Genomic DNA, 14,696 nt, shown 5'->3' with positions numbered 1-14,696 from the left:
GGTTGGGGAGGGGTTTGAGACCCTCCCGCCGTGCCGAAGCATCTCAGAAGAAGCCGAGTGCCTTCGGGCTGTAGCTCACCAGCATGTTCTTGGTCTGCTGGTAGTGGTCGAGCATCATCTTGTGGGTTTCACGACCGATGCCCGACTGCTTGTAGCCGCCGAAGGCGGCATGAGCCGGGTAGGCGTGGTAGCAGTTGGTCCAGACGCGGCCGGCCTGGATCTCGCGGCCGAAACGGTAGCAGCGATTGGCGTCGCGGCTCCAGACACCGGCGCCGAGGCCGTAGAGCGTGTCGTTGGCGATTTCGAGCGCCTCCTTCTCGTTCTTGAAGGTCGTGACCGAAACCACCGGTCCGAAGATCTCCTCCTGGAACACACGCATCTTGTTGTGACCCTTGAAGATCGTCGGCTTGACATAATAGCCATTCGCCAACTCGCCGCCGAGATCGTTGCGCGAGCCGCCGGTCAACACTTCCGCACCTTCCTGCTTGCCGATGTCGAGATAGGCGAGGATCTTTTCCAGCTGCTCGGTCGAGGCCTGGGCGCCGATCATCGTTGCGCTATCGAGCGGGTTGCCCTGCTTGATCGCCTCAACGCGTTTGACGGCCTTTTCCATGAAACGGTCATAGATCGATTCCTGGATGAGGGCGCGGCTCGGGCAGGTGCAGACTTCGCCCTGGTTCAAGGCAAACATCGCAAAGCCTTCGAGCGCCTTGTCGAGGAAGTCGTCATCCTCAGCCATCACATCGGCGAAGAAGATGTTTGGCGACTTGCCGCCGAGCTCCAGGGTCACCGGAATGAGGTTCTGGCTGGCATATTGCATGATCAACCGGCCCGTCGTCGTCTCGCCGGTGAAGGCGATCTTGGCGACGCGCGGGCTGGTCGCCAGCGGCTTGCCGGCTTCGAGGCCGAAGCCATTGACGATGTTAAGCACGCCGGGCGGCAGGAGATCGCCAACGATCTCGGCCCAGAGCAGGATCGAGGCCGGTGTCTGCTCGGCGGGCTTCAGCACGACGCAGTTGCCGGCGGCAAGCGCAGGCGCCAGCTTCCAGGTGGCCATCAGGATCGGGAAGTTCCACGGAATGATCTGACCGACGACGCCGAGCGGCTCATGGAAGTGATAGGCGACGGTATCGTGGTCGATTTCGCCGATCGAACCTTCCTGGGCGCGGATGCAGGAGGCGAAATAGCGGAAGTGGTCGATTGCCAGCGGAATGTCGGCCGCCATGGTTTCGCGGATCGGCTTGCCATTGTCCCAGGTCTCAGCCTGGGCGAGTAATTCCAGCTTGTCTTCCATGCGCTGGGCGATCTTCATGAGGATATTGGAGCGTTCTGCAACCGAGGTGCGCCCCCATTTTTCCTTTGCCGCATGAGCGGCGTCGAGTGCGAGGTTGACATCCTTTTCATTGGAGCGGGGAATGTCGCAGAGCTTGCCGCCGGTGACGGGCGTGAGGTTTTCGAAGTATTTTCCCTCGACCGGCTCGCGCCATTCGCCGCCGATATAGTTGCCGTATTTCAGCTTGAACGGCGACTCGACGATTTTCTGATGAAGCATGTCATCCTCCCTTGATGATCCAGGTTCCCAAGCGAACCAGTGGGAGGAAAATGTGCATGTTTTGGCGGAGTGAACAGGCCGGGTCTTCCATACCGCAGTGCACAGTGTCGCAGACCTGCGACAGCATCGGGCCACGATTGCTCCAGGAGCGGGATCTTTACTCCAATCAGTGGAGATCGAGCTTCTTCATCTTCCTGTGCAGCGTGGCGCGGCTGATACCGAGCGCGATCGCCGCCTGCGAGACATTACCGCTGGCGCGCGACAGCGCCCGCAAGAGTGCCGCCTTCTCCGCCTCGACGATCTCATCCTGCTGGGAGACGCCAGCCTCGTGCAGGGCATCGGCGGCCGGAATGCCGGCAGCGATGCGTTTGTCGTCCAGCCGCAACGCGATGCGGGCGGCGCGCGTCGCGCCGAGCACCAAATCGTGCCTGTCGACAGCAAGCAGAGCTGCGGCGGAATTGGCGCCGGCCGGGATCATCAGGAAACGGGCGCCTGTAAAGGCCGAACGGAAGAGGTTGAGCTCGATGCGCATCGCCGCATCGCGCACGGTCTGCGTCACGATCGCCAGCGTCATCTCGTTGACGTCTTCGCGGCATGTGGAAATGTCGAGGGCTGCTGCCACCCGCCCACGATGATCGCGGATCGGCGCCGTCGTGCAGCTCAGGCTGGTATTCGAGCAGAAAAAATGCTGATCGCGGAAGATGGTGACGGCACGCTCGTCGGCAAGTGCGGTGCCGATGCCGTTGGTGCCGATGCTTGCCTCAGTCCAGACCGAGCCGGTCCAGAGGCCGAGTTCGCGGAATTCCTTGTCGTCTCCGGCAGCGCCCCGACGCTCCAGCGCGATGCCGTTCTTGTCGGTCAGAAGCAGGCAGCAGCCGGCCCTGCCAACGGTGGTAAAGAGGCGATCGAGCTCATCCGTCGCGCTGGCGATCAGTTGTTCGGACTGCTCGCGTGCGCTGTGGAATTCCTGGTCGGTGAGGCGCAGCGGCGCGCGTTCATCCTCGGGAGCGAGCTTGTGCATGGTCATGCACCGCCGCCATGAGGCGACAACAGGAGAACTGGCTGCCGCAGAATCGCGCTGGGCAGACGTGTAGACGTGCTCGGCATGCGCTGAGTGTTCGTGCATCGGCTCCTCCCACCGAATTCAGCATAGTCTGATGGAAAAGCGGCCGGTTTGCAATTGCACGTGTCGACGGCCATCCTCCCCTTCGCCTCAAGCGATCAGGGCACAATGCTGAAAAGTGTCAGCGATCCTTGCACGACATCATCCGCCATTTCATTGATCTAGATCCGGTTCGAGATCATCGGCATCGGCCGTAACAGCCAGGCTTCGATGCCGCGGGCTGCCGCCCGGCCGGTCGCCAGGCAGGCGGTGAGGAGATAGCCACCAGTCGGCGCCTCCCAGTCGAGCATCTCACCGGCGACGAAAGTGCCCGGCAGCGCCTTCAGCATGTAGTTTTCGTCGATGCCGGTCCAGCGGATGCCGCCGGCCGAGGAGATGGCCTCGGCGATCGGCCGGGTTTTGATCACCGGCACCGGCAGGGCCTTGATCATGCCGGCGAGACGCTCCGGATCGGTTCGGTCGCGCTCGGGAGCGAGTTCGCGCAGCAGCGCCGCCTTGACGCCGTCGAGGCCGGCGCCCTTGCGCAGGCGGTTTGAAAAGCTCGATTTGGCGTCCTGCCGCGCAAGGTCGCGGCTCAGCCTCTCGATGGTACGGCCGGGTGCGAGGTCGAGCGTCAGGACGGCGCTGCCATGGTTCAGCAGCCGGTCACGCAACGCGGCCGTATGGGTATAGACGAGGCTGCCCTCGATGCCGCTGCCGGTGATGACGAATTCGCCGGGAAACGTGCCGGCCTCGGACGTGGCGGTGACCGACTTCACCGGCTCCCCCGCGAAACGTTCGCTGAAGTTGCGGCTCCATCCGACGACGAAGCCGCAATTGGCGGGTTGAAAAGTGTCAATTTCCACACCCCTGCCGGCCAGCCAAGGCACCCAGGCAGCGTCGGAGCCGAGGCGCGGCCAGCTTGCGCCGCCGAGCGCCAGCAGGGCTGCGTCGCAATGGACGATGCTGCGCCCTTCGGGCGTTTCAAAAACATAGCCGTCTTCTGCAAAGCCGGTCCAGCGGTGGCGGGTGCGCAGCGTAGCGCCCTGCGTCTCCAGCCGCCTGAGCCAGGCGCGCAGCAAAGGCGAGGCCTTCATTACCTTCGGGAAAACCCGGCCGGACGAACCGATGAAGGTTTCCGTCCCGAGCTCGCTTGCCCAATTCCTGATATCGTCAGGGGTAAACGCATCAAGAGCGGGGCGCAGACGGGCGGAGGCTGCGGCGAAGCGCGTGGTGAAACGGGCATAATCCTCGGCATGGGTGATGTTGAGACCGGACTTGCCGGCCAGCAGGAACTTGCGGGCAAAGGTCGGCATGGCGTCGTAGACCATTACCGCGTGACCGGAACGGGACAGCAGTTCGGCAGCCGCGAGAGCCGCCGGGCCGCCGCCGATGATTGCAATCCGCTTGTGGTTCATTGATCTCTTCGCCCGATTCTCTCTGCGTGCAGTTTTGGCGCGGGCGCGGATCGCCCGCAAGGGCGGAGATCAGTGGTGCGGATGCGTGCACTGGCCGTGGTCGGCGAGCACCTCAATGACGCGGCATTGGTCGACGCGGCCGTGGCCGCAGCCTTCCACCATGGTTTCCAGCTCGGCCTTCAGCGCCATCAGGCTGCGGATGCGCTGCTCGACCTCGACGAGGCGGGCCTTGGCGATGGCGTCGGCCGAGGCGCAGGACTGGTGCGGATCGTCCTGCAGGGTGAGCAGCGTGCGGATCGCCTCGATCTCGAAGCCAAGTTCGCGGGCATGGCGGATAAAGGCGAGGCGGCTGATATCGGCGGGCTCAAAGGCGCGCTGGTTGCCCTCGCTGCGGCTCGGGGCAACGAGCAGGCCGATGCTTTCATAATAGCGCACCGTCGGCACCTTGACGCCGCTCTGGCGCGCGGCTTCACCGATCGTGATCTTTTTCATGATTTTCCTCTTGCACCTCTAGTCGCTAGAGGATGTAGGAGAGATGCTTCTATTTGACAAGGAAGCGGATCATGGCTGAGGGCGAAACACGATACCGGGTTGGCGGCATGGATTGCGCCTCCTGCGCAACCAAGATCGATACGGCGGTCAGGCGCGTGGCGGGCGTCGCCGATGTTTCCGTTTCGGTGATGGCGGGCACGATGACCGTCCGGCACGATGGCAGCAGTGATCTCAAGGCGATCGAGAAGAAGGTGACCGGGCTCGGCTATTCCGTCGCACCGCTTGCCGGAAACGCTGCGCCTGCGCATGCCCACAGCTCGCAGCATCGTCACGACCATGGACACGATCACCGCGATCACGCGGGCCATGACCATGATCATGCAAGTCATGACCACGACCATTCTCACGACCATGGCGAGAAGGAAATCGAGGGGTTGCACGGGCACGACCATGCGCCGATGGCCGGTCCCTGGTGGCAGAGTAGGAAGGGCCGGCTGACCATCCTTTCGGGTGCTGCACTCGTTGCCGCCTATGCCGTCGGCCATCTGGTGCCTGCGATCGCGTCCTACGCTTTCATCGTCGCCATGCTGATCGGGCTGGTGCCGATCGCGCGGCGCGCCGTCATGGCAGCTCTCTCAGGCACACCGTTTTCGATCGAGATGCTGATGACGATCGCCGCCGTCGGCGCCGTCATCATCAATGCCGGCGAAGAGGCGGCAACCGTTGTGTTCCTGTTCCTCGTCGGCGAGCTGCTGGAAGGGGTGGCAGCGGGCAAGGCGCGCGAAAGCATCCAGTCGCTGACAGCGCTGGTGCCGAAGACCGCGCTGCTCGAAGACAATGGGCAGCCGCGGGAGGTGCCGGCGGAAAGCCTTTCGGTCGGCGCCATCATCATGGTTCGTCCAGGCGACCGAATCTCGGCCGACGGCATCATTGTTTCCGGCGAGAGCGCGATCGACGAGGCGCCGGTGACGGGCGAGAGCACGCCGGTGCGCAAGGGCGTCGATGCCGTCGTTTTTGCCGGCACGGTCAATGGCGACGCGGTGCTCAGGGTTCGCGTCACGGCGGCTGCAGCCGACAATACCATCGCCCGCGTCGTCAAGCTGGTGGAGGAGGCGCAGGAATCGAAGGCGCCGACCGAGCGCTTCATCGATCGGTTCTCGCGCTATTACACGCCCGGCGTCGTCGTCGTTGCAGCGCTGGTCGCGGTCGTTCCGCCGCTGCTGTTTGCTGGGCCGTGGGGCGAATGGGTCTATAAGGGCCTTGCCATCCTTTTGATCGGCTGCCCCTGCGCGCTCGTCATCTCGACGCCGGCGGCAATCGCCGCCTCGCTCTCATCCGGTGCGCGGCGCGGGCTGCTGATGAAGGGCGGCGCGGTGCTGGAAACGCTCGGCAAGGTGACGATGGTCGCCTTCGACAAGACAGGCACGCTGACGGAAGGCAAGCCTCAGGTAACTGACATCATTTCGTTCGGGCTGAGCGAGGCGCAGGTCTTGTCGCGTGCGGCGGTGCTGGAGCAAGGCTCCAGCCATCCGCTGGCGCTGGCGATCCTCAACCGTGCCAAGGCCGATGGTGTTCCCGTGCCGCCGGCCTTCGAGCTGGAGGCGCTGCCGGGCAAGGGTGTCAGCGGCAAAGTCGGCGGTGAGACGCTGGACCTGCTGTCGCCGCCTGCCGCCCGCGAGCGCGGGACGCTCAGCGCCGAACAGGATGCACGCATCACGGCGCTGAACGACGAGGGCAAGAGCGTGTCGGTGCTGCTCGTCAACGGTGTTGCGGCCGGCCTGATCGCCATGCGCGACGAGCCGCGTGAGGATGCCGAGGCTGGGCTCGCTGCCCTCAAATCAGCAGGCGTCAAGGCGATGATGTTGACAGGCGACAACGAGCGGACGGCAGCAGCCGTTGCCGGCATGCTCGGCATCGACTGGCGCGGTGAGATGATGCCCGAGGACAAGCAGCGGGTCGTCGGCGAATTGAAGCGCCAGGGCTTCGTCGTCGCCAAGGTCGGCGACGGCATCAACGACGCTCCGGCGCTGGCCGCTGCCGATATCGGCATCGCCATGGGTGGCGGCACCGATGTGGCGCTGGAGACGGCGGATGCAGCCGTGCTGCACGGACGCGTTGGCGATGTGGCGCGGATGATCGAACTTTCCAAACGCACGATGCGCAACATCCTGCAGAATATCACCATCGCACTTGGGCTGAAGGCGGTGTTTCTGGTGACGACGATCGCCGGCATTACCGGGCTCTGGCCGGCGATCCTCGCCGATACCGGCGCCACCGTGCTGGTGACGATCAACGCACTGCGGCTGCTTCGAATAAAGATATAGCATTTCTTTCTTTCACACGTCCGGCGCTCGTCAACATGGTGGCGGCCGCCCGGGTGTTGCGGAGTGCCGCAACGACTCGCGCCTGAGCGCCTAATCGATTCCTGGAGAGCCGGTATATGCCGGCTCCTGGCTCGGCAGGCTTCTCCACAGCCTGCCGCTGTTAACCAGCTGTTATCCATGTTTTTCACAGGAATGTAGCAATTTCAAACATGCCGTAACGCGACGCACAAACCATCCGTTGACGTCAACTTTGATTCGAGTACTATATCTTGTGTTCAAGGTTCCTTCGATTCGTCAGGATCGCGGGCTAAGACGGGAATACGGTGCGTTTTGCCATGAAGGCAAAACAAGACCGGAGCTGCCCCCGCAACTGTAAGCGGCGAGCAACTGTCCGATTTCAGGTCACTGAGGCATGATGCTTTGGGAAGGCTGGGGGCAGGGTGCTTCGACCCGCAAGCCAGGAGACCTGCCTTGAGCGAAACGTCCACGTGCGGGGTGTCCGGAAGGTTGTGCATGTCAGGCGGATTAAATCCGCATCTGTTGCGCTGCCCCCGAACGTCCGCATGAGCACTTCGGGGTTGAAGTCATGTCGAGAGAATCAAAACCGCCGCCCGCACAGATCCTGCAAGGGATAATGCCCGGCGCCTGAAGCGCCGCCCTAATCAGATTGATTGCCAAGTTTTGCCTCGGACGCTGCAAGGCGCCCGATCCCCGTTTTTCGTCCGGAATCCATTGAATCACGAGGAACATGATGACCATCACCGTCTACAGCAAGCCTGCCTGCGTCCAGTGCACTGCCACCTACCGCGCCCTCGACCGGTTGGGTGTCGATTATGACATCGTCGATATCTCTGAGGATGCCGAAGCGCTCGATCGCGTCCGCAGCCTCGGCTATATGCAGGCGCCTGTGGTCATCGCCGGCGAGCAGCATTGGGCGGGCTTCCGTCCCGACATGATCAGCGCGCTCTCCTGACCTGAGGACAAGCGATGGGCCTGATCGTCTATTATTCCAGCCGATCCGAGAATACCCATCGGTTCGTCGCCAAGCTCGGACTGCGCGCGGCGCGCATTCCGCCAGTTGGCGCAGACGCGTTCCATATCCGCGAACCCTTCGTGCTGATCGTGCCGACCTATAGCGGCGACGGCGGCAAGGGCGCCGTTCCCAAGCAGGTGATCCGTTTCCTCAACGAAGCGGAAAACCGAGGACACATCCGCGGCGTGATTGCCGCGGGCAACAGCAATTTCGGCGAGACTTACGGGCTCGCCGGTGACGTGGTCTCGCAGAAATGCCAGGTGCCGTACCTCTACAGGTTCGAGCTGCTGGGCACGGAAGACGACGTCGCCAACGTCAAACACGGAATGGAACGGTTTTGGACACAGGAACACCTCTGACGCGGGATGCGGGCGCAAAACCGCATAACACTTTTGCTCATCCCGCCAGCGAACGTCCTTTGAAAGCGGCGGAAACGCTCGACTACCACGCTCTGAATGCGATGCTGAACCTCTATGACGACGAGGGGTGGATCCAGCTCGACAAGGATCGAATGGCTGCCAAGCAATATTTCCTGCAGCATGTGAACCAGAACACGGTGTTCTTTCACAATCTCCGGGAAAAGCTCGATTACCTCGTGACCGAGGGCTATTACGAGCAGGAGGTCCTCGACCAGTATTCCTTCAACTTCGTACGCGACCTGTTCGACCAGGCCTATGCCAAGAAATTCCGCTTCCCGACCTTCCTCGGCGCCTTTAAATATTACACCAGCTATACGCTGAAGACTTTCGACGGAAAGCGCTATCTCGAGCGCTATGAGGACCGCATCTGTATGGTGGCGCTGGCCTTGGCGCGCGGCGACGAGACCCTTGCCCGCGACATGGTCGACGAGATCATTTCCGGCCGCTTCCAGCCGGCAACGCCGACCTTCCTCAACGCCGGCAAGAAGCAGCGCGGTGAACTGGTTTCCTGCTTCCTGCTGCGTGTCGAGGACAATATGGAATCGATCGGTCGGTCGATCAATTCGGCGCTGCAATTGTCGAAGCGCGGCGGCGGTGTGGCGCTGTCACTGACGAATATCCGCGAGGCGGGCGCGCCGATCAAGCATATCGAGAACCAGTCCTCGGGCATCATCCCCGTGATGAAGCTGCTCGAAGACAGTTTTTCCTATGCCAACCAGCTCGGTGCGCGCCAAGGCGCGGGTGCCGTCTATCTCAATGCCCACCACCCCGACATCATGCGCTTCCTCGATACCAAGCGCGAAAATGCCGACGAGAAGATCCGCATCAAGACGCTGTCGCTCGGCGTCGTCGTGCCCGACATCACCTTCGAACTCGCCAAGAACAACGAGGATATGTACCTGTTCTCGCCCTATGACGTGGAGCGCGTCTATGGCGTGCCCTTCACCGAGATTTCGGTGACGGAAAAATACCGCGAGATGGCTGATGATGCCCGCATCTCCAAGAGGAAGATCAAGGCGCGCGAATTCTTTCAGGTGCTTGCCGAAATCCAGTTCGAGAGCGGCTACCCCTACATCATGTTCGAGGACACGGTGAACCGGGCGAACCCGATCGCCGGACGTATTTCGATGAGCAATCTATGCTCGGAAATCCTGCAGGTGAGCGAGGCGAGCGAATATCGTGACGACCTTTCCTACAAACATCTCGGCAAGGATATTTCCTGCAATCTCGGCTCGCTGAATATCGCCGCGGCAATGGATTCGGCCGATTTCGGCAAGACGATCGAGACCTCGATCCGGGCGCTGACGGCCGTCTCCGACATGAGCCACATCTCCTCGGTTCCCTCGATCGAGAAGGGCAATGACGAGAGCCATGCGATCGGCCTCGGCCAGATGAACCTGCACGGTTACCTCGCCCGTGAACGCATCTTCTACGGCTCCGAGGAAGGCGTCGACTTCACCAACATCTATTTCTATACGGTGACCTATCACGCGATCCGCGCCTCGAACCTTTTGGCGGTCGAACGCGGCACGAGCTTCAAGGGCTTCGAGAACTCGAAATATGCCTCCGGCGAATATTTCGACAAATATACCGACCGGCTCTGGGAGCCGGCGACGGAGACGGTGAGGGCGCTGTTCGAGACGTCAGGCATTCACATTCCGACGCAGGAAGATTGGGTGGCGTTGAAGAAGGCGGTGATGGCCTCCGGCCTCTATAACCAGAACCTGCAGGCGGTGCCGCCGACAGGCTCGATCTCTTATATCAACCACTCGACCTCCTCGATCCATCCGATCGTCTCGAAGATCGAGATCCGCAAGGAAGGCAAGATCGGCCGTGTCTATTATCCGGCGCCGTTCATGACCAACGACAATCTCGACTATTATCAGGATGCCTACGAGATCGGGCCGGAGAAGATCATCGACACCTATGCGGCGGCGACCCAGCATGTCGACCAGGGCCTGTCGCTGACCTTGTTCTTCCGCGACACGGCAACGACACGCGACATCAACAAGGCCCAGATCCATGCCTGGAAGAAGGGCATCAAGACGATCTACTACATTCGCCTTCGCCAGATGGCGCTGTCCGGCACCGAGGTGCAGGGCTGCGTATCCTGTACGCTGTGATTTGATTGCCGCTGGCGCTGCAAGAAGCGGGAGGGTTCCGCAGTTCCCTTCGCCATGCAGATGCCGACGCCCGAAAAGGACCATCCGATGAACATGCAAGTCAAACCCGCTTCCCGCGTGCGCGCCATCAACTGGAACCGCATCGAGGACGACAAGGATCTCGAAGTCTGGAACCGGCTCACCGGCAATTTCTGGCTGCCGGAGAAAGTGCCGCTTTCGAACGACATTCCTTCCTGGGCGACGTTGACGCCGGTCGAGCAGCAGCTGACCATCCGCGTCTTTACCGGATTGACGCTGCTCGACACGATCCAGAATGGCGTCGGTTCCATCCGGCTGATGGAGGATGCGGTGACGCAGCATGAGGAGGCGGTGCTTTCCAACATCTCCTTCATGGAGGCGGTGCATGCGCGCTCCTATTCCTCGATCTTCTCGACGCTGTGCTCGACGCCCGATGTCGATGATGCCTATCGCTGGTCGGAGGAGAACGAATTCCTGCAGCGGAAATCAGCGCTGATCATGGAGCAATATCGCTCCGGCGATCCGTTGAAGAAGAAGGTTGCGAGCGTCTTCCTCGAAAGCTTCCTGTTTTATTCCGGCTTCTACCTGCCGATGTACTGGTCGAGCCGCGCCAAGCTGACCAACACGGCCGACATGATCCGGCTGATCATCCGCGACGAGGCGGTGCACGGCTATTATATCGGCTACAAGTTCCAGCGCGGGCTGGAACGCCTCGGCGACGAGCGGAAGCAGGAGATCAAGGATTTCGCCTTCGAGCTGCTGCTCGAACTCTATGACAACGAGGCGAAATATACTGAGGCGCTCTATGACGGCGTCGGGCTGACCGAGGACGTCAAGAAATTCCTGCATTACAATGCCAATAAGGCGCTGATGAACCTTGGCTATGAGGCGCTGTTCCCGGCTGAAGCCTGCAAGGTCAATCCGGCGATCCTGTCGGCACTTTCGCCGAATGCCGACGAGAACCACGACTTCTTCTCCGGCTCCGGTTCTTCCTATGTCATCGGCAAGGCTGTCGCGACCGAGGACGAGGACTGGGATTTCTGAGGCTTGATCGCCGTCTGCCTCTTATCATTTGCTCTCTCATCGCCCACATTCAGCGGAAACTAAATTTGGTCCTCGCCGATGATGCGGCGCAGCGGGAGTTTTTGATGCAATCCTTTTCGAATAAGGCCGATATTGCGGACGAAGGCGTGTGGCCGATCCGCAGAAGAAGGATTCTCGACTGGCTGGTGAACGAGACGCGCGGTGAGCGGTTCATCGACAATATCCTGGTGGACATGTGCGAGAAGCTTTTGGCATCAGGAGTGCCAGTGGCGCGGGCGACATTGCATTTCAGGACGAACCACCCGCAATGGATCGGTGCCCGCATCCTCTGGAAGGAAGGCCTGGCGGAGGCGACGATCAACACTTTCGCCTATGGTATCGAAAATACGCCAGAGTTCCTGAAGAGTCCCGTCAATGCGATCCATCAGGGTGCGGAGGAGGTACGCAAACAGCTGGAAGACTCAGCCGACGGCGACGAGGATTCATTCTATCAGGAACTGCGCGACGACGGCCTCACGGAGTATATCGCCTGGCCAGTCGAGCATACTTTCGGCAAACGGCACGTCGCGACATTTTCCACCAGCCGGCCGGGCGGCTTTACGAGCGAGCATGTCGATTTCCTGCGCGACCTGCTGCCGGCCCTGACCCTCGTCAGCGAAATCCGGCTGAAGAACATCATGGCGCGCACGCTGCTGCAGACCTATGTCGGACCGCATGCAAGCGAACAGATCCTGTCGGGCGTCACGACGCGCGGCAGTGGTGCGACCGTCGGTGCGGCAATCATGATCTGCGACCTGCGCGACTTTACGGCGATCTCCGATCTCTGGCCACGTGACGATGTCATCCATCTGCTCAACGATTACTTCGACGCCATGTCGGACCCGATCGAACGGTATGGCGGAGAAATCCTGAAGTTCATGGGCGACGGATTGCTGGCGATCTTCCCGCTGAGCAAGGATACGGCCTGTCACGATCTGTTGGAGGCGATCCGCGAAGGGCAGGCGTTGATGGCGCAATTGAACCGGCAGTATGCGGGCAACGGACGCGAACCGCTGCGCTACGGCGTCGGCGTGCATGTCGGCGACGTCATGTATGGCAATATCGGCTCGCGCCGGCGGCTGGACTTCACCGTCATCGGCCCGGCGGTCAATGTCGCCTCGCGGCTGGAAACCCTGACGAAGGAGGTCAAGCGTCCGGTGCTGCTGTCGCGGGCCTTCGTCGAAATGGCGGGCTGCGCGGAAGACATGGACAGTCTCGGCACCTTCCCGCTGCGCGGGCTCGGCGAGCCGGTCGATGTCTTCGCCTTTCCGGAGCGCTAGAAGCTTATACTCCTCGTTTGTTACCCCAGAGCAGCACGTGCAATTGCGGCAGTACGCGTACGGTAAACCATTGGTCGGCCGTCACCCTATCGACAAGCCAGTGCATCCGATCCATCACGCCGTCGATATCAATGCGTGCGTCGTCGTCATCATCATCAGGTGGCGGCGGCGTGTGATTGCCGGGCTGAAGGAACAGTGGAATTTGGGGATAGCGCTGACCCGCGCGCTGGGCGAATTCGTAGTCGGTATCGTCGAAGACGACGATCTTCAATGCGACCTCCGGTCCGCCGACGGCCAATTGAAGGCAGTGATCCACCTGATCCCAATCGGTCAGCATACCGCTTGATGGCGGTTTGGGGCTGATGACCAGGGCGTCAAGATCGCGAAACCAGCCCTGGGCTATGCTTCCCTGTGTTTCCAGGGCAAAGCGGTATCCTTGCGAGTGGCCAAGCTCGATCAGCGGCCTTAAGGGCTGTATCGCCGGATTGCCTCCGGAAAGCGAAACCGTCAGTGGCTTGCCCCCGGAGAGTTCCGTGACCTTATGCCAGACCGCCTCAGTGGACATGGGAATCCATTGATCCCGGAACGCGCTGTCGACGGCGTGAAGACTGTCGCACCAGGAACACCTGTAGTCACAGCCGCCTGTCCTCACGAACACCGTTGGCAGCCCGATCAAGGCACCTTCACCCTGTATGGTCGGGCCAAAGATCTCGCTGACGCGAATGCTCCCCACGCTCACGGCCTGTACTCCGCCCAGGTTTTCGGCGTCTCGCTGACGCGAACGGACGATGTCTCCGGGAAGCGCGGCTTGCACCAGTCGTAAAAGTGCCTTGCCAGGAACTCGGACGTGACTTTCGAATGGCCGAAGACGTCGTTCAGGTGACGGTGATCGAGAGCCTCGTCGATATAACGCTTGAGCGGCGAGAGGTCGTGATAGTCACGAACGAAGCCATCATCATTCAGGCTTTCCGCAGCCAGCTCGACGACGACGACGTAGTTGTGACCGTGGAGCCGAGCACATTGATGGTCGGCAGGCAGGTGATCCAATTGATGGGAGGCGGAGAGATGAAACTCCTTGGTGATACGGTACATCAACGCACCTCCGCGGCCGAGTATCGCGACACGGCCGCTTTCCAGAAATCCTGGTCTTCGTACTCCGTGGGATCGCGGACACCGGCAAGATGGAAAGCTTCACGGCGTTCCACGCAGGTTCCGCAGCGCCCACAGTGGAGCTCGCCGCCTTTGTAGCAGGACCAGGTCTCCGAAAACGGCGTGCCGTGTTTTTCGCCGTCAACAACGATCGCCGCTTTGGAAACATCGACATAGGGTGCAAGCAGTTTCACCCTGGCATAACCGTCCAGTGCTTCGTTTTGCATATGCTGGAAAGCATCGATGAAGCCCGGTCGGCAGTCCGGATAAATGAAGTGGTCGCCGCCATGCACGGCGACGGCAACGGCATCTGCGTTTTGCGCGGCCGCCAAACCGAACGCGATTGCCAGCATGATGGCGTTGCGGTTCGGTACGACGGTGGCTTTCATGGTCTCTTCGGCGTAGTGGCCATCGGGAACCTCGACATTGTCAGTCAGGGCCGATCCGCTGAGATGACCGCCGATGCTGGCGATGTCGATAATATGATGGGGAACGGCGAGGCGTGAGGCACATCGGGCGGCGAAGTCGAGTTCCTTGCGATGCCGTTGGCCGTAGTCGAAGGATACGAGACCGATAAGCTGTTGTTCCGCTGCTACCTTGTGGGCAAGCGTAACGGAGTCCAGTCCACCGGAGCAGACGACGATGGTTTTCATATTGGATCCCTTGTTTTGACCGGGTGGGCTGCGACCGGATTGCGCGGTGC

At 61.2% G+C, this 14,696-nt stretch carries 13 protein-coding genes and 1 riboswitch; of the genes, 6 read left to right on the top strand and 7 right to left on the bottom strand.

The genetic code is table 11. The features are described 5' to 3' along the window. Window positions 1–43: 43 nt before the first annotated feature. The 4 genes from adh to RLCC275e_RS19300 all read right to left on the bottom strand — a co-directional run bounded on the left by adh (window position 44) and on the right by RLCC275e_RS19300 (window position 4,564). Window positions 44–1,552: an aldehyde dehydrogenase gene (adh, locus tag RLCC275e_RS19315; RefSeq protein WP_033179800.1), complete on the bottom strand. Its 1,509-nt coding sequence runs from the start codon at window positions 1,550–1,552 to the stop codon at window positions 44–46. Between the two features lie 166 nt (window positions 1,553–1,718). Continuing rightward, window positions 1,719–2,678 carry a helix-turn-helix domain-containing protein gene (locus tag RLCC275e_RS19310; protein WP_033179801.1) on the bottom strand — a complete coding sequence of 320 codons (960 nt, stop codon included), beginning with the start codon at window positions 2,676–2,678 and terminating at the stop codon, window positions 1,719–1,721. 158 nt (window positions 2,679–2,836) lie between these two features. Continuing rightward, entirely contained in the window at window positions 2,837–4,072 is a 1,236-nt protein-coding gene (locus tag RLCC275e_RS19305) for a TIGR03862 family flavoprotein (RefSeq protein ID WP_033179802.1), read from the bottom strand. Window positions 4,073–4,141: 69 nt separating this feature from the next. Then, the gene (locus RLCC275e_RS19300; protein WP_033179803.1) at window positions 4,142–4,564 is read right to left on the bottom strand and encodes a MerR family transcriptional regulator; all 423 of its coding nucleotides are present in this window, start codon (window positions 4,562–4,564) and stop codon (window positions 4,142–4,144) included. Window positions 4,565–4,635: 71 nt separating this feature from the next. On the opposite strand from RLCC275e_RS19300, the gene RLCC275e_RS19295 reads away from it, so the two are divergent. From RLCC275e_RS19295 to RLCC275e_RS19270, 6 genes are all read left to right on the top strand, one after another. After that, window positions 4,636–6,888 (top strand): heavy metal translocating P-type ATPase, encoded by a 2,253-nt coding sequence (locus tag RLCC275e_RS19295; RefSeq protein WP_033179804.1) that lies wholly within the window; start codon window positions 4,636–4,638, stop codon window positions 6,886–6,888. Window positions 6,889–7,149: 261 nt separating this feature from the next. Beyond that, a riboswitch (cobalamin riboswitch) is annotated at window positions 7,150–7,376 on the top strand. Between the two features lie 263 nt (window positions 7,377–7,639). Then, entirely contained in the window at window positions 7,640–7,861 is a 222-nt protein-coding gene (gene nrdH / locus RLCC275e_RS19290; RefSeq protein ID WP_017968025.1) for a glutaredoxin-like protein NrdH, read from the top strand. Between the two features lie 14 nt (window positions 7,862–7,875). Next, entirely contained in the window at window positions 7,876–8,280 is a 405-nt protein-coding gene (gene nrdI / locus RLCC275e_RS19285) for a class Ib ribonucleoside-diphosphate reductase assembly flavoprotein NrdI (protein WP_033179806.1), read from the top strand. Then, window positions 8,259–10,463 carry a class 1b ribonucleoside-diphosphate reductase subunit alpha gene (nrdE, locus tag RLCC275e_RS19280; RefSeq protein WP_033179807.1) on the top strand — a complete coding sequence of 735 codons (2,205 nt, stop codon included), beginning with the start codon at window positions 8,259–8,261 and terminating at the stop codon, window positions 10,461–10,463. Before nrdI ends, nrdE begins: the two co-directional genes overlap by 22 nt. An 87-nt stretch (window positions 10,464–10,550) precedes the next feature. Further along, on the top strand, window positions 10,551–11,525 hold the full coding sequence (gene nrdF, locus RLCC275e_RS19275; protein ID WP_033180629.1) for a class 1b ribonucleoside-diphosphate reductase subunit beta: 975 nt from the start codon (window positions 10,551–10,553) through the stop codon (window positions 11,523–11,525). A 104-nt stretch (window positions 11,526–11,629) separates the two neighbouring features. Then, window positions 11,630–12,844 carry an adenylate/guanylate cyclase domain-containing protein gene (locus tag RLCC275e_RS19270; RefSeq protein WP_033180630.1) on the top strand — a complete coding sequence of 405 codons (1,215 nt, stop codon included), beginning with the start codon at window positions 11,630–11,632 and terminating at the stop codon, window positions 12,842–12,844. A gap of 4 nt (window positions 12,845–12,848) precedes the next feature. Here the strand turns inward: RLCC275e_RS19270 and queE are convergent, their stop codons facing one another. Genes queE through queC form a run of 3 tightly spaced genes read right to left on the bottom strand, consistent with a single transcriptional unit; the run spans window position 12,849 to window position 14,646 of the window. Beyond that, window positions 12,849–13,583, bottom strand: a complete 735-nt coding sequence (gene queE, locus RLCC275e_RS19265; protein ID WP_033179808.1) for a 7-carboxy-7-deazaguanine synthase QueE — start codon at window positions 13,581–13,583, stop codon at window positions 12,849–12,851. Then, entirely contained in the window at window positions 13,580–13,936 is a 357-nt protein-coding gene (gene queD, locus RLCC275e_RS19260) for a 6-carboxytetrahydropterin synthase QueD (RefSeq protein WP_033179809.1), read from the bottom strand. The genes queE and queD overlap by 4 nt, the downstream gene beginning before the upstream one ends. Beyond that, window positions 13,936–14,646, bottom strand: coding sequence for a 7-cyano-7-deazaguanine synthase QueC (gene queC, locus RLCC275e_RS19255; protein WP_033179810.1), 711 nt, complete (start codon window positions 14,644–14,646; stop codon window positions 13,936–13,938). The genes queD and queC overlap by 1 nt, the downstream gene beginning before the upstream one ends. Window positions 14,647–14,696 lie beyond the last annotated feature (50 nt).

Source organism: Rhizobium brockwellii, assembly GCF_000769405.2.
In the GTDB taxonomy this organism is placed as follows: Bacteria; Pseudomonadota; Alphaproteobacteria; order Rhizobiales; family Rhizobiaceae; genus Rhizobium; species Rhizobium brockwellii.
This window is presented reverse-complemented; position numbering and strand designations above follow the sequence as displayed.